At 59.1% G+C, this 21,059-nt stretch carries 14 protein-coding genes, 2 pseudogenes and 1 other annotated feature; of the genes and pseudogenes, 10 read left to right on the top strand and 6 right to left on the bottom strand.

Translation table 11 applies throughout. From position 1 onward, the window contains the following. The first annotated feature begins 29 nt into the window (after positions 1 to 29). Positions 30 to 275 carry an AbrB/MazE/SpoVT family DNA-binding domain-containing protein gene (locus tag RBH71_RS18115; protein WP_003512489.1) on the top strand — a complete coding sequence of 82 codons (246 nt, stop codon included), beginning with the start codon at positions 30 to 32 and terminating at the stop codon, positions 273 to 275. Between the two features lie 53 nt (positions 276 to 328). Here the strand turns inward: RBH71_RS18115 and parC are convergent, their stop codons facing one another. Next, entirely contained in the window at positions 329 to 2,581 is a 2,253-nt protein-coding gene (parC, locus tag RBH71_RS18110; protein WP_013635880.1) for a DNA topoisomerase IV subunit A, read from the bottom strand. A gap of 231 nt (positions 2,582 to 2,812) precedes the next feature. Here parC and RBH71_RS18105 point away from each other — a divergent pair, with 231 nt between their 5' ends. Beyond that, on the top strand, positions 2,813 to 4,003 hold the full coding sequence (locus tag RBH71_RS18105) for a hypothetical protein (protein WP_003512485.1): 1,191 nt from the start codon (positions 2,813 to 2,815) through the stop codon (positions 4,001 to 4,003). Positions 4,004 to 4,046: 43 nt separating this feature from the next. Here RBH71_RS18105 and RBH71_RS18100 read toward each other — a convergent pair whose 3' ends face one another. The 3 genes and pseudogenes from RBH71_RS18100 to aspS form a co-directional block, all read right to left on the bottom strand. Continuing rightward, the gene (locus RBH71_RS18100; protein WP_003512483.1) at positions 4,047 to 5,528 is read right to left on the bottom strand and encodes a SulP family inorganic anion transporter; all 1,482 of its coding nucleotides are present in this window, start codon (positions 5,526 to 5,528) and stop codon (positions 4,047 to 4,049) included. A gap of 74 nt (positions 5,529 to 5,602) precedes the next feature. Then, positions 5,603 to 5,658 (bottom strand) — a sequence feature (sul1 is cis-regulatory element that is thought to sense ions involved in sulfur or methionine metabolism; They are found in Alphaproteobacteria). 76 nt (positions 5,659 to 5,734) lie between these two features. After that, positions 5,735 to 7,189, bottom strand: coding sequence for a cell envelope integrity protein CreD (creD, locus tag RBH71_RS18095; RefSeq protein ID WP_003512481.1), 1,455 nt, complete (start codon positions 7,187 to 7,189; stop codon positions 5,735 to 5,737). Positions 7,190 to 7,445: 256 nt separating this feature from the next. Beyond that, positions 7,446 to 9,232: pseudogene (aspS, locus tag RBH71_RS18090) on the bottom strand (aspartate--tRNA ligase). Positions 9,233 to 9,412: 180 nt separating this feature from the next. Here aspS and RBH71_RS18085 point away from each other — a divergent pair. The 8 genes and pseudogenes from RBH71_RS18085 (at position 9,413) to RBH71_RS18050 (ending at position 17,214) form a co-directional block, all read left to right on the top strand. Next, positions 9,413 to 10,683: pseudogene (locus RBH71_RS18085) on the top strand (MFS transporter). Positions 10,684 to 10,765: 82 nt separating this feature from the next. Next, a complete protein-coding gene (gene rnd, locus RBH71_RS18080) occupies positions 10,766 to 11,926 on the top strand; it encodes a ribonuclease D (protein ID WP_003512471.1) in 1,161 nt (386 codons plus the stop codon). A 137-nt stretch (positions 11,927 to 12,063) separates the two neighbouring features. Further along, positions 12,064 to 12,678, top strand: coding sequence for a hypothetical protein (locus RBH71_RS18075; protein ID WP_323687437.1), 615 nt, complete (start codon positions 12,064 to 12,066; stop codon positions 12,676 to 12,678). 185 nt (positions 12,679 to 12,863) lie between these two features. Next, a complete protein-coding gene (locus tag RBH71_RS18070; protein ID WP_003512469.1) occupies positions 12,864 to 13,892 on the top strand; it encodes an adenylate/guanylate cyclase domain-containing protein in 1,029 nt (342 codons plus the stop codon). A 149-nt stretch (positions 13,893 to 14,041) separates the two neighbouring features. After that, positions 14,042 to 15,397: an esterase-like activity of phytase family protein gene (locus RBH71_RS18065; RefSeq protein ID WP_003512468.1), complete on the top strand. Its 1,356-nt coding sequence runs from the start codon at positions 14,042 to 14,044 to the stop codon at positions 15,395 to 15,397. A gap of 159 nt (positions 15,398 to 15,556) precedes the next feature. Further along, positions 15,557 to 15,904 (top strand): hypothetical protein, encoded by a 348-nt coding sequence (locus RBH71_RS18060; protein WP_003512467.1) that lies wholly within the window; start codon positions 15,557 to 15,559, stop codon positions 15,902 to 15,904. A 175-nt stretch (positions 15,905 to 16,079) separates the two neighbouring features. Continuing rightward, positions 16,080 to 16,394, top strand: coding sequence for a hypothetical protein (locus RBH71_RS18055; protein WP_003512466.1), 315 nt, complete (start codon positions 16,080 to 16,082; stop codon positions 16,392 to 16,394). 187 nt (positions 16,395 to 16,581) lie between these two features. Further along, positions 16,582 to 17,214: a DapH/DapD/GlmU-related protein gene (locus tag RBH71_RS18050; RefSeq protein WP_025593022.1), complete on the top strand. Its 633-nt coding sequence runs from the start codon at positions 16,582 to 16,584 to the stop codon at positions 17,212 to 17,214. A gap of 47 nt (positions 17,215 to 17,261) precedes the next feature. Here RBH71_RS18050 and ppx read toward each other — a convergent pair whose 3' ends face one another. Further along, positions 17,262 to 18,785 (bottom strand): exopolyphosphatase, encoded by a 1,524-nt coding sequence (gene ppx / locus RBH71_RS18045; RefSeq protein WP_003512464.1) that lies wholly within the window; start codon positions 18,783 to 18,785, stop codon positions 17,262 to 17,264. Then, the gene (locus RBH71_RS18040; RefSeq protein ID WP_080580893.1) at positions 18,782 to 20,980 is read right to left on the bottom strand and encodes an RNA degradosome polyphosphate kinase; all 2,199 of its coding nucleotides are present in this window, start codon (positions 20,978 to 20,980) and stop codon (positions 18,782 to 18,784) included. Before RBH71_RS18040 ends, ppx begins: the two co-directional genes overlap by 4 nt. Between the last annotated feature and the right edge of the window lie 79 nt (positions 20,981 to 21,059).

Here is a 21,059-nt window from a genome sequence, read left to right as displayed (position 1 = left end):
AACTCCATTTAAACTTTGGAGTACTTCAAATGAAAGCAACGATTTGCGAGATTGGCGAAGCCGCTGGTATTGTTATACCAAAGGATATGCTTGAACGGCTTGGATGGAAGACAGGCGACGTTCTTGATCTAAGTGTATACGGCAACATGCTTGAATTGCGTGCTGCCGGTGGTCTTGATGAAGAACTGACGGATGATTTTAATCGGCAGCTCGAACACGCGCGGATTGCGATGCGCAAATACCACGTTGCGCTAAGAACGCTCGCCAAGTCCTGAAACAGCGACCATCAAAGACGTCCCGAGTAATCGCTCGGGACGTCTTTCAGCTGTTACCCGCCAAATTTCCCGCTACGCGGAAAGCCCTTCGGTACGGTGCGGCCAACGGTGGCGCGGTCTGCCAGCCATTCGCGCAATTCCTCACCGACCTTGGTGAAGAGGCGCCCGGCCGTGTCGGACCAGCTCAAGCCGTCTGCGAGCGCGAAACATTTCACATCAACCACGCCGCCGTCCTTGTAGCGTTGCAGGCGCACGCCCTTGCCGCGTGACATTTCCGGCACCTGCGACAGCGGGAAGGCCAGAAGCTTGCGGTTTTCGCCAACGACGGCGACATGGTCGCCAGTAACAGGTACGGCGAGCTTGGCTTCGTCAGGCATGGCGACATTCATGATCTGCTTGCCCTTGCGGGTATTTGCGACCATTTCGCTTTCGGCCACGATGAAGCCGTTGCCGCCAGTCGAGACGAGCAGAAGCTTGCGCGACGGATCGTGAACGAAGGCCGTCAGGATGTCCTGATCGTTCTCCATATCGACCATGATGCGGATCGGCTCGCCATGGCCGCGACCGCCCGGCAGCTTGTCTGCGCCGAGCGTGTAGGCCTTGCCGCCGGTGGTCAACAGCAGCAACTTGTCGGTCGTCTGCGCCGGGAAGGCGAGCTTCGGGCCATCGCCCTCCTTGAAGGTGAGAGCCGACGTATCGGACATATGCCCCTTCAGCGCCCTGATCCACCCCTTCTGCGAGATGACGATGGTGACCGGTTCCTTTTCGATCATCGCCTGCTGGATGGCCTCGATGTCGGCATCCGGCGCATCCGCAAACTGCGTGCGGCGACGGCCGATCTCGGTTGCCTTGGCATATTTCTTTTTGACCTCGCCGATTTCCCAGGCGACGGTCTGCCATTGCTTTTCATCGGAGGCGAGCAGACCCTCGATTTCAGCCTTCTCGCTGCTGAGTTCGTCGAACTCCTTGCGGATTTCGAATTCCTCAAGCTTGCGCAGATTGCGCAGACGCATGTTAAGGATGGCTTCGGCCTGATTATCGGTGAGCGACCACTTGGCCATCATCACCTGTTTCGGTTCGTCCTCCTCGCGGATGATACGGATCACCTCATCGAGATTGAGATAGGCGACCAGCAGGCCGCCCAGAATCTCGAGCCTGCGATCGATGGCCGCAAGACGATGGCGGGAACGGCGGACCAGCACGTCCTTGCGGTGTGCCAGCCATTCGCTCAGCACCTCGTTCAGCGCCATGACCTTCGGCACCCTGCCAAGCGACAGTACGTTCATGTTGAGCGGCAGGCGGCTTTCAAGGTCGGACAGACGGAACAGCGATTCCATCAGCAGCGTCGCGTCGACGGTGCGGTTTTTCGGAACCAGCACGATACGCACGTCTTCGGCCGATTCGTCGCGGACATCCTCAAGCAGCGGCAGTTTGCGGGCGAGCAGCAGCTCGGCGATCTTTTCGATCAGCCGCGATTTCTGCACCTGGAACGGGATTTCGGTGATGACGATCTGATAGCCGCCACGTCCGAGGTCTTCCGTTTCCCATTTGGCGCGCACGCGGAAACCACCGCGCCCGGTCTTATAGGCTTCGAGAATGTTCTCGCGGCTTTCGATGATCACGCCGCCGGTCGGCAGGTCGGGGCCGGGAATGAATTCCACCAGCTTTTCAACCGTCGCATCCGGATGCTTGATGAGATGCAGAGCTGCGTCGCACAGTTCATGGGCGTTGTGCGGCGGGATGGACGTCGCCATGCCGACGGCAATGCCGGAGGCACCGTTGGCAAGCAGATTGGGGAACGCGCCCGGGAGGACGACCGGCTCCTCATCTTCCTCATTATAAGTAGCGCGGAAGTCAACCGCGTCCTCGCCGATGCCTTCGAGCAGCAGCGCTGCCACATCGGTCATGCGTGCTTCGGTATAACGATAGGCGGCGGCGCCGTCGCCATCGATATTGCCAAAATTGCCCTGCCCGTCCACGATCGGATAACGCTGCGAGAAATCCTGCGCGAGACGGACCAGCGCATCGTAGACCGACTGGTCGCCATGCGGATGGAACTTACCGATAACGTCACCGACGATACGGGCGCATTTCTTGAAAGCCGAGTTGGGGCGGATGCCCATTTCGCTCATGGCGTGGATGATGCGGCGGTGAACCGGCTTCAGTCCATCGCGCACATCCGGCAGCGCACGATGCATGATCGTGGACAAGGCGTAAGCGAGGTAGCGCTCTTCAAGCGCCGCCTTCAAATCGACCGGATGAATGTTATCGTCTCCGCCTGACGGAGGTACAAGATTTTTTCCCATGGTGCTTGACTAGCGGAAATGCCGATTCCCGGCAAGGAATTCGGGGGTCTCGGCTGTGGACGAAACGACGCCTTTTGTGAGGATTTTTATTAACTGCGTTGCGAATGCCGCAATGCCGCCGTCATACAGAATCGATCTAAATCCTGTAGACCTTTGAATAATCGCGAATATAAATGTCACCATTCACATTTAGAACACGGTGCACATCCGCACATTGAGGGAAGAAACACTATGAGACTGAAATCCACCCGGCAGATTCTTTTCGCAAGTGCCGCGCTTCTCGCGCTTTCCGCACCGGCATTCGCACTGGATGGCAACGACGTTCTGAAAAAGATCAACGCCGCCTACGCCGCGCAGGGCGGTGAAATCGCCGCCGGATCCGTCGCCGTCAACGGCGACACGGTGACGCTGAATGGCGTGACCTTCAATGCGGCTGCCGATCCGGCCAAAAAAATTCCGGTCGGCAACGTCACCCTTGAAGGCGTCGAGGAAAACAACGGCGGCTACAAGATCAAGAACGCGCGTTTCGACAATGTCGATTACAAGCAGGAAAACGTGGAGATCAAGGCTAACGACATCTACATGTCGGGTCTCACCATCCCTGCCGATGCGACGACGGGCACGATTGATGCGCTGATGTTCTACGACGAGGCGCATAGCGGTCCGATTTCCGTTTCCATCGATGGCAAGCAGGCTTTCTCGCTCGAGGAAAGCAGCGCAACGATGTCTGTCAGCGACGACAAGGCCTCGATCGGCTTCGATCTCGACGCATCCGGCTTCAAAGCCGATCTCAGCGAAGTCAACGATCCGGCCACGAAGGACGCAATTGAAAAGCTCAATCTGCAGGCCCTTTCCGGCAACATGACCATGAGCGGAAGCTGGGAAGTCGCCTCCGGCACCGTAGACGTCGAGGAATATGCCATCGACCTCGACAAGGTCGGCCGTCTCAACATGTCGTTCGGTTTCTCCGGTTACACACTCGCCTTCATCAAATCGATGCAGGAGACGGTGAAGGCGCAGGCTGCAAATCCGAACAAGGAACAGGCGGAACAGGCAGCGGGCCTTGCCATGCTCGGCCTGATGCAGCAGCTTTCCTTCGTTAATGCCGAAATCAGCTTCGAAGATGCCAGCATCACCAAGCGCGCCATCGACTACGCTGCAAGCCAGCAGGGTATGACCAGCGATCAGCTTTCCCAGACCATCAAGGGCATGGCGCCCATCATGATGGCTTCGCTCAACGTTCCGGAATTGCAGAACATGGTGTCGGCTGCGATCAACGCCTATATCGACAATCCGAAGAGCTTCTCCATCTCGGCCGAACCGGAAAAGCCGGTTCCCTTCCCGATGATCATGGGCGCCGCCATGGGCGCGCCGAACACCCTGCCGACAATGCTCGGCGTCACGGTGACGGCAAACGAATAGCACAACAAAAAGCCCCGGTTACGCCGGGGCTTTTTACTTCTGGTCAGTGGAGTGGGGCTGTCGCTCCATCCTGCTTGTCGTGCAGGGCGAAACGGTCGATCATATGGGCGCTCGCTTCGTTGACGCCGATTACCTCGACCGTCTTGCCGGTCTTGCGGAATTTCAGCACGACCTTGTCCAGTGCACCGACAGCCGAGATATCCCACAGATGCGCTTGTGTGACGTCGATGGTGACCGTTTCCACGTCTTCGGCAAAATCGAAGGCGGCAATGAAGCTTTCCGTCGAGGCGAAGAAAATCTGCCCATCGACGCGGTAGATGCGGTGCCGACCATCCGCGACAAGCTCTGGACGAACGTGGAAGAGTTTTGAAACCTTCCCCGCGAAAAACACGCCGGAGAGAAGCACGCCTGCGAGTACGCCTTTTGCGAGATCATGGGTCGCCAGCACGGTCCCGACCGTTACCAGCATGACGATGCTGGAAGACGGTGGATTGCGGCTGAGATCGAGAATCGAACGCCACGAGAAGGTGCCGATCGAAACCATGATCATGACAGCCACAAGAGCGGCCATTGGAATGATGCGGACAAGATCATCCAGCACCAGAATGAGGAACAGCAGGAAGGCGCCCGCCACAAAGGTGGAGAGCCTGCCCCTGCCGCCGGATCTGACGTTGATGACCGACTGGCCGATCATGGCGCAGCCGCCCATGCCGCCGATCAGCGCGGAGGCGATGTTGCCTGTCCCCTGCCCGATGCATTCCCGGCTCTTGTTGCTGCCGGTATCTGTCATGTCGTCGACGATCTGTGCCGTCAGCAGGGATTCCAGGAGACCGACGGCAGCCAGCGCTGCGGAATAGGGAAAGATGATCTGCAGCGTTTCGAAAGTCAGCGGCACCTGTGGCAGGGCGAAGACCGGCAGCGTCGAGGGCAGCTCGCCGAGATTGCCGACGGTGCGGATATCCATGCCGAAAAACACCGCTACGCAGGTCAAAACGACGATGGCGACCAGCGGCGACGGGATGATTTTCGTGACCAGCGGGAAGAGATAGATGATCGCAAGACCAGCCGCGATCATGACGTAGGTTGCGACAGGCACGCCTATCAGCTCGGGCAATTGCGCCATGAAGATCAGGATCGCCAGCGCATTGACGAAGCCGGTCATGACTGAGCGAGAGACGAAGCGCATCACCCGCCCGAGCCTTGCAAAGCCCGCAGCGATCTGCAGCACACCCATGAGGATGGTCGCAGCAAAGAGATATTGTAGGCCGTGTTCCTTCACCAGCGTCACCATCAGGACGGCTGTGGCGGCGGTTGCCGCGGAAATCATGCCCGGACGGCCACCGGTGAAGGCGCAGACGCAGGCAATGGCGAAAGAAGCGAACAACCCCACCTTCGGATCGACGCCGGCGATGACGGAAAAGCCGATTGCTTCGGGAATGAGCGCGAGTGCGACGACGATGCCGGAAAGCACATCGCCGCGAATATTGGAAAACCACTCACGTCTGTAAGTCTGAAATCTGTTCATTTGATTTTTTCGCAAAGTATGACGCACCGGCCGGAAGCATGTCCGGTAGATTGAAAAAGAATGTCGGTGCTTTGCGTTGTCTGGCGGATCGGCGGCCAGAAGAGCCACCCGGAATTTCACCGGGTCCGTGGTGAATGCTCCACCTATAGACGGCAAAAAAGCGGGCAGCAAGTTGTCTGCCCGCCTTTCGATGCTGGCGATGCGCCTTACGAGGCTTCGCTGCGACCAATATTGGTGTTGTGCTGGGTTGGGCCGGTTCCCGACCAGTCGACCCTGCGGGTTGCGAACATGGTGGCAGCAATGGCGATGAAAGATATCAACGCGCCGGCCAGCAGCGCATATTCATCCTCATTCAGAACCAGATACATGACCCCATAAGCCACCGCCAGAACCGTGAACAGGGCTATCCCGTTCTGACGGCTATCGGTTGCGCTTCCGAGATAGGAGGAGATCAGGAGCGCTGTCAGAAGCGACGCCGCAGCATAGGCGATGGTGAAGCCCGTATGTTCCGCAAGTGCGAGCAGCAGCACGTAGAAAACGATCAGCGCCAGCCCCGTCAGCACGTACTGAATCCAGTGCACGCTGCTGCCGCCCCTCAGTTCGACGATGAAGACGGCCAGGAACACCAGAGAGATGAAGCCTATCGAATATTTGAGTGTCCGGGCGATGATCTGGTAGAATTTCACGGGCTCGACGAGGTTGATCCTCATCAGGCTGTCGGTCAGCGGCAGGCGCGAACTCTCGACCACGCGGTCTATGCCCCTTGCGAGATAGGGGATTGTCCAGTTGGCCGTGAAATCCGAGGCTGTGACGGTCTTTTCCTCCGGCAGGAACAGGCCTTCAAAGCCGGGATGCGGCCAGTTGGCCTTGGCCGCCAAACTGGTGGTCTGGCCGGCGGGCGCGACGGCAAAGCTGCCGGAACCATTCAGGGAGAAGGCTATATCGAAATCGAAGCCTTTCTCGACAAGGCCTCTTTCGATCGATCTGTGCACGCCGGCATCGGACCTGATGGACATGTCCTGCGCACCCGTGCGGGGCGCTATGACAGAGATATCACGCATGCCGGGATCGAACGGCAATACGGAACCGCCATCGATCCTGACACCGGCGCTCGAGCGAATGCCGGTCATATCCTGTATGCTGAGAACGAGAATGGCGCTGTCGAGGCGGGGCGTGCCGGAGAAGCGGGCGAGATCCTGAAGGATGCCGGCACCGAACCGGCCTTTGAGGACAAGGTCGCCATTATAGACCGGCAGGCTGTAGATCGACAGCCGCTTCTCCTCGGTCTTCAGATCGGCCGTGACATCAAGCGTTTCCGGCATGACCAGCGCCCATTCGGTCGTGCGATCGACGATGCTCTGGCCGTTCACCTCGCGGCGTCTTTCCACGTCGAAAGGCACGGCGAGATAAGGGCCGTTCACCACCTGATCGCCACCCCAGCCGCTGGCGATACGGCCCGAAACATCCTCGGCCCGAGAGGCGCGCTCTTCCGTCAGCGCCCAGACGAGAAGCAGCGGTACGAGCAGAACCATCGATATGAAACCGATCATCAGAAACTTGGCGCCCGGTGAGCGCAGGCTGACGGCGAAGCCGTTGCGAGGCGGGGCTGGCGGCATCTGCCCACCGGCCGGGGCGAGGTCTTTTTCCGATTCATGTGCCATTCTGAAATCCTTATAAATATGATCGCGCCGCAACCCCAAGCGAAGTTCGGCCGGCGCTGTCCCAAGTTTAAAATCCCCGATAGTCTTTGCGTCCCCAAAATGAGCGCAAAACTATACTGGGATCGGATTCCGGCTGATTACGTTCGGAATTCCGTTAAACTCGCGGTAAAATTGTGACTTTCCCACGTTCGTTGCAGAAACAGAAAGGGCCAGCGTCGCCGCCAGCCCTTTTGTTCAAAACCCGTGGCGGTTAAGATCAGTCCTTCTTGGACGGAACCACGCGCAGCGCCAGCTCGCGAAGCTGGGTCGGCGTTGCCGGGGACGGCGCGTTCATCAGCAGGTCCTGTGCCTGCTGGTTCATCGGGAACAGCGTGATTTCGCGCAGGTTCTTCGCACCAACCAGAAGCATGACCACGCGGTCGATACCGAAGGCGCAACCGCCATGCGGAGGCGCACCGTACTGGAAGGCGCGGTAGAGACCGCCGAAGCGCTCTTCCACGTCGCTCTGCGACAGGCCGACCTTTTCAAAAGCCTTGACCATCAGCTCGGGCGACTGGTTACGGATAGAGCCGGAGGCGATTTCGAAGCCGTTGCAGACCGCGTCATACTGGAAAGCCTTGATGGAGAGCGGATCCTGCCCTTCCAGCGCTTCCATTCCACCCTGCGGCATGGAGAAGGGGTTGTGGGCGAAATCGATCTTCTTTTCTTCGTCGTTGTATTCGAAGAAGGGGAAATCGACGATCCAGCACATTTCGAAACGGTCGCGGTCAATCAGGTTCAGCTCGTCGGCGGCACGGGTGCGCGCCTCGCCGGCAAACTTGTAGAACTTGGCGGGATCGCCCGCGACGAAGAAGCAGGCGTCGCCCGCCTCAAGGCCGAGCTGCTGGCGCAGCGCCTCGGTGCGTTCCTCGCCGATGTTCTTGGCAAGCGGACCGGAGCCGGCAACCTTGCCTTCTTCTTCCTTCCAGAAGATGTAGCCGAGGCCCGGCTGGCCCTGGCTCTGCGCCCAGGCGTTCATGCGATCGCAGAATGCACGCGAACCACCGGTCTTGGCCGGGATAGCCCAAACCTGCACCTTGGGGTTTGAGGCGATCATGTTGGCGAAAACCTTGAAGCCCGAGCCATCGAAATGTTCGGTCACGGCTTCCATGACAATCGGGTTGCGCAGGTCCGGCTTGTCGGAGCCGTATTTACGGATCGATTCGTCATAGGGAATGCGCGGCCATTCTTTCGTCACCGGCTTGCCTTCGGCAAACTGTTCGAAAACGGCCGTCATCATCGGCTCCATCGTGGTCCAGACGTCTTCCTGGGTCACGAAGCTCATTTCGACGTCGAGCTGGTAGAATTCGCCCGGCAGGCGGTCTGCACGCGGGTCTTCATCGCGGAAGCATGGAGCGATCTGGAAGTAGCGGTCGAAACCGGCCACCATCAGAAGCTGCTTGTACTGCTGAGGGCCTGCGGCAGCGCGAAGAACTGGCCTTCGTGGATGCGCGAGGGAACGAGGAAGTCGCGCGCGCCTTCCGGCGAGGATGCGGTGAGGATCGGCGTCGTATATTCGGCAAAGCCCAGATCGCCCATACCCTTGCGCATGGAGGAGATGATCTGCGTGCGCTTGACGATGTTCTTGTGCAGGGTTTCGCGGCGCAGGTCGAGGAAGCGATACTTCAGGCGAACATCTTCGGGATATTCAGGCTCACCGAAGACGGGCAGCGGCAGCTCCTTGGCAACGCCCAGAACCTCGATCTCCTGCGCATAAAGCTCGATCTCGCCAGTGGCCATGCCCTTGTTGATGGTGTCTTCGGACCGCGCCTTGACGAGACCGTCAATGCGGATCACCCATTCACCGCGCACGGTTTCCGCAACCTTGAAGGCCGGGCTATCGGGGTCGGCCACGACCTGGGTAATGCCGTAGTGGTCGCGAAGGTCGATGAAGAGAACGCCGCCATGATCTCGCACGCGATGAACCCAACCGGAAAGGCGAACGGTTTCGCCGACGTCGGACTTGCGGAGAGCGGCACAGGTGTGGCTGCGGTAACGATGCATTTTAATATCCTGGAGCGTGTCGTGGGCCAGATGGGCGGCACTGTCGAAATTTGCCGGAAAAGCGCATGACCAGCCCGATTTGTCAAGGCAAAGCACAACAATGTCGCGTTCAGCCTGTCCTTTCGCGCGCCTTCGCTTTAGATAGTGCTTATTCAGCCCGCCAAACCGAGTCGGCCCGCAATGAGCCAGATCAGACCTCTTATCCCGCTTCTCGTCACCGCCGGCATTCTGATTGGCGGCAACGGTCTGCAGGGAACCTATATCGCGCTGCGGGGCCTTTCCGAAGGGTTTTCGGCCAGCACCATCGGCCTCATCAGCGCCGCCTACAGCATCGGATCGCGCTCGGCTGCATTTCGGTGACGCGCCTTCTGCGCAAGATTGGCCATATCAGAACCTTCGCCACCATGGCGGCGGTCGCATCGGCCGCCTCGATCGCCATGCCGCTTGTCCTTCATCCCTTGTTCTGGATGTTGATGCGCTTCGTCATCGGTATTGCGGTCGCCTGTCTTTTCGCCGCGATCGAAAGCTGGATCAATGCGCAGGTGACGAATTCCAACCGTGCGCGCACGCTGTCCATCTATCGTTTCGTCGATCTCGGTTCCGTAACGCTCGCCCAATATATCATTCCCGTCGCCGGCATTGACGGGCCTGTGGTGTTTTCGCTGATCGCCATGGCGCTCACGCTGTCGCTGGTGCCGATCTCGATTGCCGACAAATCCAACCCCGCGCCGCCGAAACAGATCCCGTTCAATCTTTTCGCGGTGTGGCGCATCTCACCGCTTGCCGTCGTCGGCTGCGTGGCTGTCGGCCTCAGCATGGCGGCGTTTCGCAACATCGGGCCAATCTATGCCGAACAGATCGGCCTTTCCGTCACCGCCATCGCCACCTTCATGAGTGCGGGCATCATCGGCGGCGTGGTCTTGCAATATCCGCTCGGCGTCTATTCCGACCGTTACGACCGCCGCATCATCATTCTCGCTACCACGGCGTGCTCCGTGATTGTCGGTCTGTTTCTCGCCCTGTTTGCCGGCTCGGACGAATGGAGCAACATCATCGGCGTCTTCGTGTTCGGCGCCTTTGCCCTGCCGCTCTATTCACTCAGTTCCGCCCATGGCAACGACCATGCCAAAGAGGGCGAACATGCGATGGTGTCTGCCGGGCTGCTGTTCTTCTGGTCGGTGGGTGCAACCGTCGGCCCGCTGCTCGCCTCCGTCCTGATCGACCAGTTCGGTCCCAAAGCGCTGTTCAGCTACACGGCCGCGATCCAGATCGTTTTCATCGCCTACACCATATACCGGCTTAGGGTGCGCGAGGGAGTACCCGTTGAGGAGCGGAACTGGCGGTTCCGCCCGCTTTTGCGGACCTCGGCCTATTTTCAGAAGCTGGCCGCCCCTGCACCACCCAAAAACGACGGGCCGACGCCAAAACCACCTGAGAAAAACGATCCTTGAGCCTTCAAAAGCGGGCTTTGTATTGACATGCGCCCGGCAAAGGGAAAGTAAGACGGATAATTTTCACGAGTGGCCATTTGCAATGATTGAAACGACTGCCGCCCTCGCCGAAGCCTGCACGGAACTGGCGAAATCGGAATTCATTACCATCGACACCGAGTTTCTGCGTGAGACGACCTTCTGGCCCGAGCTTTGTCTCGTGCAGATGGCGAGCCCTACCCTTGAGGTACTGGTCGACCCGCTCGCCAAGGGTCTCGACCTTACGCCGCTGTTCGAACTCATGGCCAATCCCGATGTCGTGAAGGTTTTCCATGCGGCGCGTCAGGATATCGAAATCATCTATCATCTTGGCGGGCTTATTCCGCACCCGATCTTCGATACGCAGGTCGCGGCCATGGTGTGCGGTTTCGGCGATTCGATCTCTTACGACCAGCTGGTCCAGAGGATCAAGAATGTGCAGATCGACAAATCCTCACGCTTCACGGACTGGAGCCGCCGCCCGCTGACGGAAAAGCAGCTGGATTATGCGCTGGCCGACGTCACCCATCTGCGCGATGTCTATCTGGCGCTCAAGGCGCAGCTGGAGCGTGAAGGCCGCTCGCTTTGGCTGACCGAAGAGATGGACATTCTGGAATCGCGCGAAACCTATGACATGCATCCCGACGATGCCTGGCTGCGGTTGAAATCGCGCCTGCGCAAGCCGACTGAACTCGCCATCCTCAAATTTGTAGCAGCATGGCGTGAACGTGAGGCGCGGTCGCGCAACGTGCCGCGCTCACGCGTGCTGAAAGACGATGCGATCTTCGAAATCGCACAGCAGCAGCCGAAGGACACCGAGGCGCTGTCGCGGCTTCGCACCATCCCGAAGGGCTGGGAGCGCTCCTCCTCCGGCACGGCCATCATCGAGACCGTGAATGCGGCGCTGGCACTTCCGAAAGAGGAAATGCCGAAAGCGCCGCGTCACAGCCACGCACCGGAAGGCTCCGGCGCTGCCGTGGAGCTGTTGAAAGTTCTCCTGAAGCTAACGGCAGACAAGCACGGCGTCGCAGCAAAGGTCATCGCCAACAGCGAAGATCTGGACAAGATCGCTTCCGAGGGCGAGGCTGCCACCGTGGCAGCGCTGACCGGCTGGCGGCGCGAACTGTTTGGCGATGTGGCGCTGAAGCTCATCAATGGCGAAGTGGCATTGCGTTTCGCCGGCAAGAAGGTCGAGGCGGTTGATGTGGCGGTGAGCGAGGCCTGATCGCCCGCGCCTCACGCAGTTTTGCGCATTGTCCGGACGCGAAAGCGCTTCTGCTTTTACCGGACCTGCGCCAACCCAAATTTTGCCTGCATCGCGGTCCATCTCTTTGCAGATGGTCTCGCTTTGAGGGTATTTCCATGAAACCTGCCCGTGCTCTGCTGTTGGCCGCATCTATCGCGGCCGCAGGCATTTTCCCTACTCTTTCATCCACGTCAGCGCGCGCCGATGACGGCAAGGTCGATCTTCAGGGCGAATGGACCACCGATTGCCTTAAGATCGGCAAGAACGATCGTCACGGCATCGTCACGCGCATCACCAAACGCGGTGGCCGCATGCATGCTGTCTCACAGATTTACGCCCGCAGCAGCTGCCAGCAGCCCACGGTGCAGGTGCGTTACGAAGGCACGCTGGACGGTGGCCTGAAGGACAACGACAGCATGCTCTTTGCCCATACCGTCACCTCAATCGCCATGACACCCAACGACCCCGCGGTTGTCGAGCATTATAATGGTGACCCGAAGGGTACCGGTTGCGGGTTGACTGGCTGGAAAGAGAATATTCCCTTCGATGTCGATGGCCGGACCTGCGCGGCCATCACATTTGCCAGCAAGGGAGAAACCCTGTTCGACCGGGCATGGATAGACGGCAACCGGCTGCGTTTTGCCGCCTTCCCCGTCACATGGTCGAACCGCTCGCCGGACGACCGTCCGCAATCGCCGCTTGAAACGGTCTATTACAGAACATCCTATTAAGTAGTAGAGCCGGGTGCACAGCCCTTTTGCGGCAACGGGGCAACAGCCTTTCCAATCCTTCATGTGACCTTACCGAATGGTCACTTTTTGCAGCGCATTTTCCACATTAATGTCGCATATGACTTGAACAGAAGCTTCGCCTGACGGGGGCACGACGCTTCCCTTCCCCGAGATCAAGAACCGACATGAGAAAATTGCTGCCCATTCTGGATTACGTGGTGCTCTTCGTTGCCGTGGCCGGCAGCGGCGTGGCCTACGCGTTTCTGGAATATGGCGGCGGCGCGCTCATTGGCGCCACCTATGCGCTGTTCGCCTGTGCGCCCATCCTCGCCTTCGAGCGTGGTTACGTGCTGCCCGGTCTGTCGCGGCAGGTTAGCGCATTGCCGACACCGGCCTATATTGCCGTCGGCCTCATCATCTATGCCGTCCTCGTCTTCTGTGGCTTCGGGCTTGGCGGTACCATTCTGTGGGTTAGCGGCATATTTCCCGGCACCTGGAAACGGGCGGTGCATGCCGAGGTGCAGACACTGATCTTCACCCTCATCGTCTGCGGCATCATCGTTTTCATCATGCGCGTGCGCGAACTGCTGGGCCGTGACATCTTCATCGATCTCATCCTTGGGCGCTATCGCCGTCCAGTCAGCGAGGACCGCGTCTTCATCTTCATCGACCTCGTCGGCTCCACTTCGTTTGCCGAAACCCATGGCGACCTGAAGGCGCAGGAGTTTCTGGGCGAAATCTTCGCGAGCTACGCAGCCCCCGTCAGAAGACATGGCGGCGTCATTGACGACTACATCGGCGACGCGGCCATCATCACCTGGCCCTATCACATGGCGATAAGGCGGGCAGCCTGCGTGCGCTGTGTTTTCGATATCCAGGCGACCATCGAGGACAAGCGCGACATGTGGCTCGCCCGTTTCGGCGAAGTGCCGCGCCTTCGCTTTGCGATTCATGGCGGGCCGGTCATAACAGCCGAAATCGGCGTCGATCACCACAAGATCACCTATTTTGGCGACACGGTAAACACCACTTCGCGGCTCGAATCACTGAGCAAGATGCTCGGCCATCCCGTGCTGATTTCTGCCGATCTCGCCCATCAGCTGGTGCTACCCAAAGGTGTGCGCAGCGAATATCTCGGCGAACATGCTGTCAAGGGACGCGGCCAGACGCTCGGCGTGTGTACGCTCAGCCAATATCAGGCCCCAGCCGCCTGAAAAAACCCCTGAAAACAAACGGGTAGCCTCGTTTCCGAGGCCGCCCGTCATCAAAATTCATCAAAGCTTCAAACTGCAATCACCTGCCTGTCATGTAGCGCCCCTATCGCCTCAGTCCTGTCTTCAACAGGCATTGAGGGGTCTCCACCATGAAGCATATTCTTTTCGCACCTTTCGCCGTTCTTGCGCTCGCAACCGCATCCCATGCAGAGCAGGAGTTTCCGGCAAAGCTGGTCTCGCACGCCATTCTGCCGGCCAACACCATCATCGCAGCACCTGCCGATGCGCCGGAATACCTCAAGACATCCGCCAAGTTCACGACGGCCGACCGCAAGCGCGCCGAGGGTCTCGGCACCGTGCCCGGCAAGGATGGCGTTCGCCCGACCGGCCTCTCCATGCCGTTCAACGGCCAGGCCATGCAAGGCTTTTCCGGCATCAAGGCCATGGCGGACGGCAGCTTCTGGAGCCTTTCCGATAATGGTTTCGGCTCGAAGCTCAACTCCAGCGATGCCATGCTGATGCTCCACCACATCAAATTCGACTGGGATGCCGGCAAGGTCAACGCGCTGGAGACGGTGTTCCTTTCCGACCCGGACAAGAAAGCTCCCTTCCCCATCGTCATGGAAGGTTCGACCAAACGTTACCTGACGGGCGCCGACTTCGACGTCGAATCCATTCAGCCCGTTGCCGACGGCTTCTGGGTGGGCGAAGAGTTCGGTCCCTACATCCTGAAATTCACCCGCGACGGCAAGCTGACCGACGTCATCGCCACCAAGGCCGGCGATATCGAGGTGAAGTCCCCGGATCATCCGACCCTGGCACTGCCCGGCAACCCCACGCAGAAAATGCCCGCCTTCAACCTGAAACGATCAGGTGGTTATGAAGGCATGGCGCTCTCCAAGGACGGCTCGAAGCTTTACGGCCTTCTCGAAGGCCCGCTCTACACCGCCGAAGGTCAGGTCGAAAAGACCGAAGACGGCTCAACCGCCCTTCGCATCATCGAGCTCGATACCGCCAAGAAGGAATGGACAGGCCGCACCTGGCTCTACCCGCTGGCGCAAGGTGGCGAAGCCATCGGCGATTTCAACATGCTGGACGAGAGCACCGCGCTGGTCATCGAGCGTGACAATGGCGCCGGCACCGCCGACAAGGCCTGCGCCGACCCGAAGAAGCCGGATGTAAACTGCTTTGCCGTACCTTCCAAGGTCAAGCGCATCTACAAGATCGAATTCAACGACGCCAATGCCGGCAAGGCGGCGCGCAAGATCGGCTATATCGATCTGCTGAAGATCTCCGATCCTGATAACAGGAAGCGTCAGGGCGGCGGCAACGGTTTCTACGACATGCCGTTCGTGACCATCGAGAATGTCGACCGTGTCGACGCCACCCATATCATCGTCGGCAACGACAACAACCTGCCCTTCTCGGCCGGCCGTGCGCTGGACAAGGCTGACGACAACGAGTTCGTCCTGCTGGAAGTCAAGGACCTTCTCGACGCGAAGTGAGGAAAGGGGTGCCGGAATTCGTTCCGGCACCGTCAGCGCATCGGCGCAATCTCAACTGAACGGAGCGTTCCTGCGGCCTGAAAAAGGAAGCGAGGCGCTCCGTTACTGTACCGACCCAACCTGACCCGGAACCCGGTTCCGAAACAGGAAAGACCCGTCATGCAGGACAATGCCGAACGACTGTATTACGCCCTGAGGAAAAGCTGGTCGCTCGAAACCAGCAGCCTGTGGTCGAGAGAAAACCCAGCCAGGGGGCAAGGCGGCGTTACAGCTCTGGTGGTGCAGGATATTTTCGGTGGCGACCTCGCCAAAACCGTCGTTAGCGGCGCCGACCATTTCTACAATATCGTCAACGGCACCCGCTGGGATTTCACCTTCACCCAGTTCGATATTCCGGTCGGTTACGAGGACAGGCCCGCCACCCGCACGGAGGCGATGGCAAGGGCCACGCCCCTGCAATATGCCTATCTCAGCGCCTGTATCAGGAAGGCGCTGGGGCACGGTTGAATAATAACGGCTTGTAGCGAGGCGACCGGTTTGTCTCGGCGACAAACCGATTTCGGTCTGTCGTGTTTTTCGTTTGCGGTTTCAAATCCACAACTTCAGCTTCTCCTCTCAAAGCAGACACAATCCATAGCATAGTACCGCAGGTAACGAGGTGTGCCGAGAGGAGAGTTGTGCGATGAGTGAGAGCTGCCCGGTCCTGACGCCCGCCGAACGGCAGGTTCAGGATATATTGCAACGGACAGAATCGGCGATGGTGTCCACAATTTTCGCAGCGCTTGAGCGTGCAAGCAAACAGGCTGCTGACGAACTCCAGTCAATCGGGTCTGAAATACAGCCACCGCCTCATGACTATTTTGCCGCTGTCGCGCACCAGCAGCTTTTCCTGCTGTTATGCGGAGCCGACCTGGAAACATTCGAGGGCGGAGATCCCGAAGTCGCGCGTCACATCATCCAGAATGCCCAAAACATATCCGACCATTATTGGAAGTAAAAAAGCTGCGACCGCGGATGGTTCCGGCGGCTGACCGCGCTGTGTGAAGCCAGATTTCGTTCCACGCAAAGCGCGCACACGATCTGCATTTCAAAGGGATATCTGGCCTAATCGGCTTGCCTTCGCAATTTCACGTCATATGCCCTTCATAGTCCCCGGTTACGCAGGCCGAAATCCGGAGACAGGCATGCACTCAACCGCACAACTCAATCGCCCCAAGCTCGCAGAGACAGTTATCCATTCGACGGCAAGCATAAGGGACTCGAACATAGGTAGCTGCTGCGAAATTTTGGCCGATACCTCTCTGCACAACGTCGAACTCGGGAATTACTCCTACCTCGGACCCCGTTGTATTGTCGGTGATGCGACAATCGGGAAATTCTGCGCTATTGCCGCGGACGTCAGGATTGGCGCACCGAACCATCCAATGGACCGACCGTCCATGCATCGTTTCAGCTACTGCCCGGAATATTACGCTACAGAGGCGGTGCGCGACCACGCTTTTTTCGATCGCCGCAAGGAGGATCGCGCCGTCATCGGTCACGATGTCTGGATCGGTCACGGGGTCATCGTGCTGCCGGGCGTGAAGGTTGGAGACGGCGCCGTGCTCGCAGCAGGCGCGGTCGTCACCAAGGACGTGCCGCCCTACACCATCGTCGGCGGTGTTCCCGCGAAGATCATTCGCGAGCGGTTTTCGCAAACCGTGGCGGGGAAGCTTGCCAAAATCGCCTGGTGGGACTGGCCCTTCGAGACGATCATGGCGCGGCTAGCCGACTTTCAATCAAGCGATATCGACGCCTTTTGTCAGCGCTGGTCCTAGTATAGCTCCACAACTGTCTGCGGTGCCAAATGGCCGGCGTCTGCCCGTTACTCGAACACAAACGCCAACCGCTTGCCCGTCAGCTTCGCCAGTTGCTGCAGGCGTCCGTCCAGACGCTCTCCGGCAAAATCGCAATAGGCGTGTGGCACGACGAATTCCAGATCCAGATCCGGATTGGTGGATTTGCGGAATTTCAGGTGATCGACGACACCGGGCATGGAGGCTGAGAAGAGGTAAACGACGCGTAGCAGGCCGCCGAGCAACTTGCCGAGTTCCAGCAGGCGGTCACCCGCCATGGCGGCGAGCGGCTGTGTGGTGCCGTTGTCGTTCAACCCTTCGAAGCGGTAATAATTGGCAAGCGCGATATAAGCGCGGCCCGGATGGGTGATCGCCACGAAGGAGGAGTGGGCGATGATGTTGAGCGCCTGCAGGCCGCGATAGTCCGGATGTGCACGCCAGCTGATATCTGCCAGAAGGCAGGCCGCCTGCCGGTAACGGCTTTCCTCTTCCGTCTCCTCGATGCCGAAGACCGGAAAGGTGCGGCCGCTCCAGTCGGCCAGTTCGCGCGCATGTTCGGGCGAACGGGCACGCAGAATGGCAAGCTCGTCGGCCGTGACCAGCAGCGGGTCGGTATCCCGCTCCGCTTCCGTCAGCAGCGAATAAAGATAACCTTCGCGCACGCCCTGCGCCGAGAAGGCGATCGTTGCCGGCTTCATCGCCTTTAGAACTTCACGCATGGCGATGGCGCCGAACGGCAGAAGCGAACGGCGGTTCTTGGAGACCGCCTGCCAGGCCGGGTCCTTGCTGTCCCTGGAGACGATGACTTCTTCCAGAAAATTCAGCATTTCCGCCAGCGGTAATTCATATCCCTGCATCATGTGCAGCGGATAACCCGTGATCTCCATGTGCAGCTTGGCGATGTTTCGCCACGTGCCGCCCACGGCATAAAAGGTACGCCCCTCGCCGGCCGCCAGCAGCTTTGCGAAGGATTTGACGTGTTTGCGGGCAATGGTCGTCGCCTTCTCCAGCGAGCCATCCGATTGCTCCGACAACCGAAGGCCGCCGAGCGGCAGGGTGATGCCCTCGCCACAGTTCTTGCCCTTGATGTCGATGAGTTCCAGCGAACCGCCGCCCAGGTCGCCTGCAATGCCATCTGGGTCGTGGAAACCGCTGATCACGCCATAGGCGGAATAAAGCGCTTCTTTTTCGCCGGACAGGACCTCGATCTCGCAACCAAGTATGGCTTCGGCTTCACGGATGAAATCCGGGCCGTTTTCCGCTTCACGCGCTGCCGCTGTCGCCAGCACGTAGAGTTGCTGCGCCTGCGCCTGTTCGGAAAGCGCATGGAAGCGACGCAGTGCCATCAAAGCCCGGCTAACGCCTTCCTCATGCATTCGGCCCGTGAGGGCCAGTCCCTTGCCGAGACCGCAAAGGACCTTTTCGTTGAACAGCACGGCGGGCGCGCGGGAAAGACCTTCATATACGACGAGACGAACGGAGTTCGAACCAATATCTATGACGGAAACGGGGGCAAGGCCGGTCAGCCGCCCCTGTGCTTCTGATCGAGTCATTCAGCCTGTTTCTTGCGGGAAGAAATCAACCCGGCAATCAATTTGGGCGCACTTGATTTCAGGGCTTCACCACGTCCGGAAAGGCTGGGATTGGTCATGAAATAGTGCTGCGCGTTGAACGGTTCTTCGCCTTTACGCACCTCGATGCGCCTCGACGTTCCGTCCGCAAGTATCTCGTAGCTCTGCTGGTTGTCAATGAGATTGCCCAGCATAATCTGTGAAAGAACCTGCTCGTGCACGGTGGGGTTGGTGAGCGGCACCAGCGTTTCAACGCGGCGATCAAGGTTGCGCGGCATCATGTCGGCGGAGCCGATATAGACCAGCGCCTTGTCGGACGGCAGGCCAAAACCATTGCCGAAGCAGAAGATTCGGCTGTGCTCGAGGAAGCGGCCGACAATCGATTTGACGCGGATATTGTCCGACAGACCCGCAACCTGTGGGCGCAGGCAGCAGATGCCGCGCACGACGAGATCGATCTCCACGCCAGCCGCACTGGCGCGGTAAAGCGTATCGATAATCTCGGGATCGACCAGCGAGTTCATCTTCATCCAGATCGCCGCCGGCGCACCGCGCTTGGCGTGCTCGATCTCTTCGTTGATGTGCTTCACGATGCGCGCACGCAGCGTATAGGGCGAAATGGCGAGCTTCATGCCCTCTTCCGGTTCGCCGTAACCCGTGATGAAGTTGAAGATATTCGCCATGTCGTGGGCGATCTTCGGGTTGCAGGTGAAGAAGGACAGGTCGGTATAGATCTTGGCCGTGATCGGGTGGTAGTTGCCGGTGCCGAGGTGGCAATAGGTTCTGAGCTTGCCGTCCTCGCGGCGCACCACCATAGACATCTTGGCATGCGTCTTGAGTTCGATGAAGCCGAACACCACCTGCACGCCGGCCCGCTCCAGATCGCGCGCCCAGCGGATGTTCGCCTCTTCGTCGAAACGCGCCTTCAATTCGACCAGCGCGGTCACGGATTTGCCGGCTTCCGCCGCGTCGATCAGCGCGCGAACGATCGGGCTGTCGTTGGAGGTGCGGTAAAGCGTCTGCTTGATGGCGAGCACTTCGGGGTCGCGCGCAGCCTGCAACAGGAACTGCACAACCACGTCGAAGCTTTCATAGGGGTGGTGAACCACCATGTCTTTTTCGCGGATGGCGGCAAGGCAATCGCCGGCATGTTCACGCACGCGCTCGGGGAAACGGGCGTTGTAAGGCTCGAACTTCAGGTCGTCGCGCGGTGCGCGCACGATTTCCGAGATGGTGTTGAGCGCGAGCAAGCCGGGCAGAACGGCAACGCGATTATCAGGCACGCCAAGCTCGTGCACCACGAACTGGCGGAGCGACTGCGGCATTTCGCTGTCGGTCTCAATGCGGATAACCGAACCGCGGCGGCGGCGCTTCAGCGCGCTTTCGAAGAAGCGGACCAGATCTTCCGCCTCTTCCTCCACCTCGATATCGCTGTCACGGATGATGCGGAACGTGCCGAATCCCCTGACGGTATAGCCCGGATAGAGACGGTGAATGAACAGGCCGACTACATCTTCAAGCGTGATGTAGCGGATGGCGTTTTTCTCATCCGGTAAACGAACGAAGCGGTCGAGCGCCGTCGGGAGACGCAACAGCGCTGTCATCGGCTCGCGGCCGTTGACGCTGTCGAGTTGCAGGCCCATCGAGAAACCGAGGTTCGGAATAAAGGGGAACGGGTGCGCAGGGTCGATGGACAGCGGCGTCAGCACCGGGAAAATACGTTCCTCGAACTCGGTGCCCAGCCAGGTACGATCCGCTTCGGAAAGTGCGGCAGGCCGCACGATGAAGATTTCTTCCTTGGCGAGATATTGCTGCAGAACCGCAAGCGAAGCCTGCTGCTCCATTTGAAGATTGTCGATTTCCTTCAGAATATCTTCCAGCTGCTCGGCTGGTGTCTTGCCGTCAGGTGTCTTGACCGTAATCTTCTGGCGCACCTGGCCTTCGAGGCCGGCGACGCGAACCATGAAGAATTCATCGAGGTTGGCGGCGGAGATGGACAGAAAACGCAGTCGCTCCAACAGCGGATGATCCGTGTTCAGCGTTTCTTCCAGAACACGGCGATTGAACTGGAGCCAGGAGAATTCGCGGTTGATGAAGCGCGCGGGGCTGTCCCAGAGATTCTCGCCCTCGGTCACCGGCTGAACCTTGTTGAAGTCGTCCTGCACAATAGCGTCCATGTCCTGTACCATCCCCTGACTTTCCGTCCCGTGATCCTGCTGCATCCCGCGATCGTCCCTCTTGCCCGTATAACAGTTT

It is taken from the genome of Rhizobium sp. AN68, assembly GCF_030758035.1.
In the GTDB taxonomy this organism is placed as follows: Bacteria; Pseudomonadota; Alphaproteobacteria; order Rhizobiales; family Rhizobiaceae; genus Agrobacterium; species Agrobacterium tumefaciens.
Note: the sequence above shows the minus strand (reverse complement) of the source record. Positions and strands in the feature narration are given on the sequence as shown.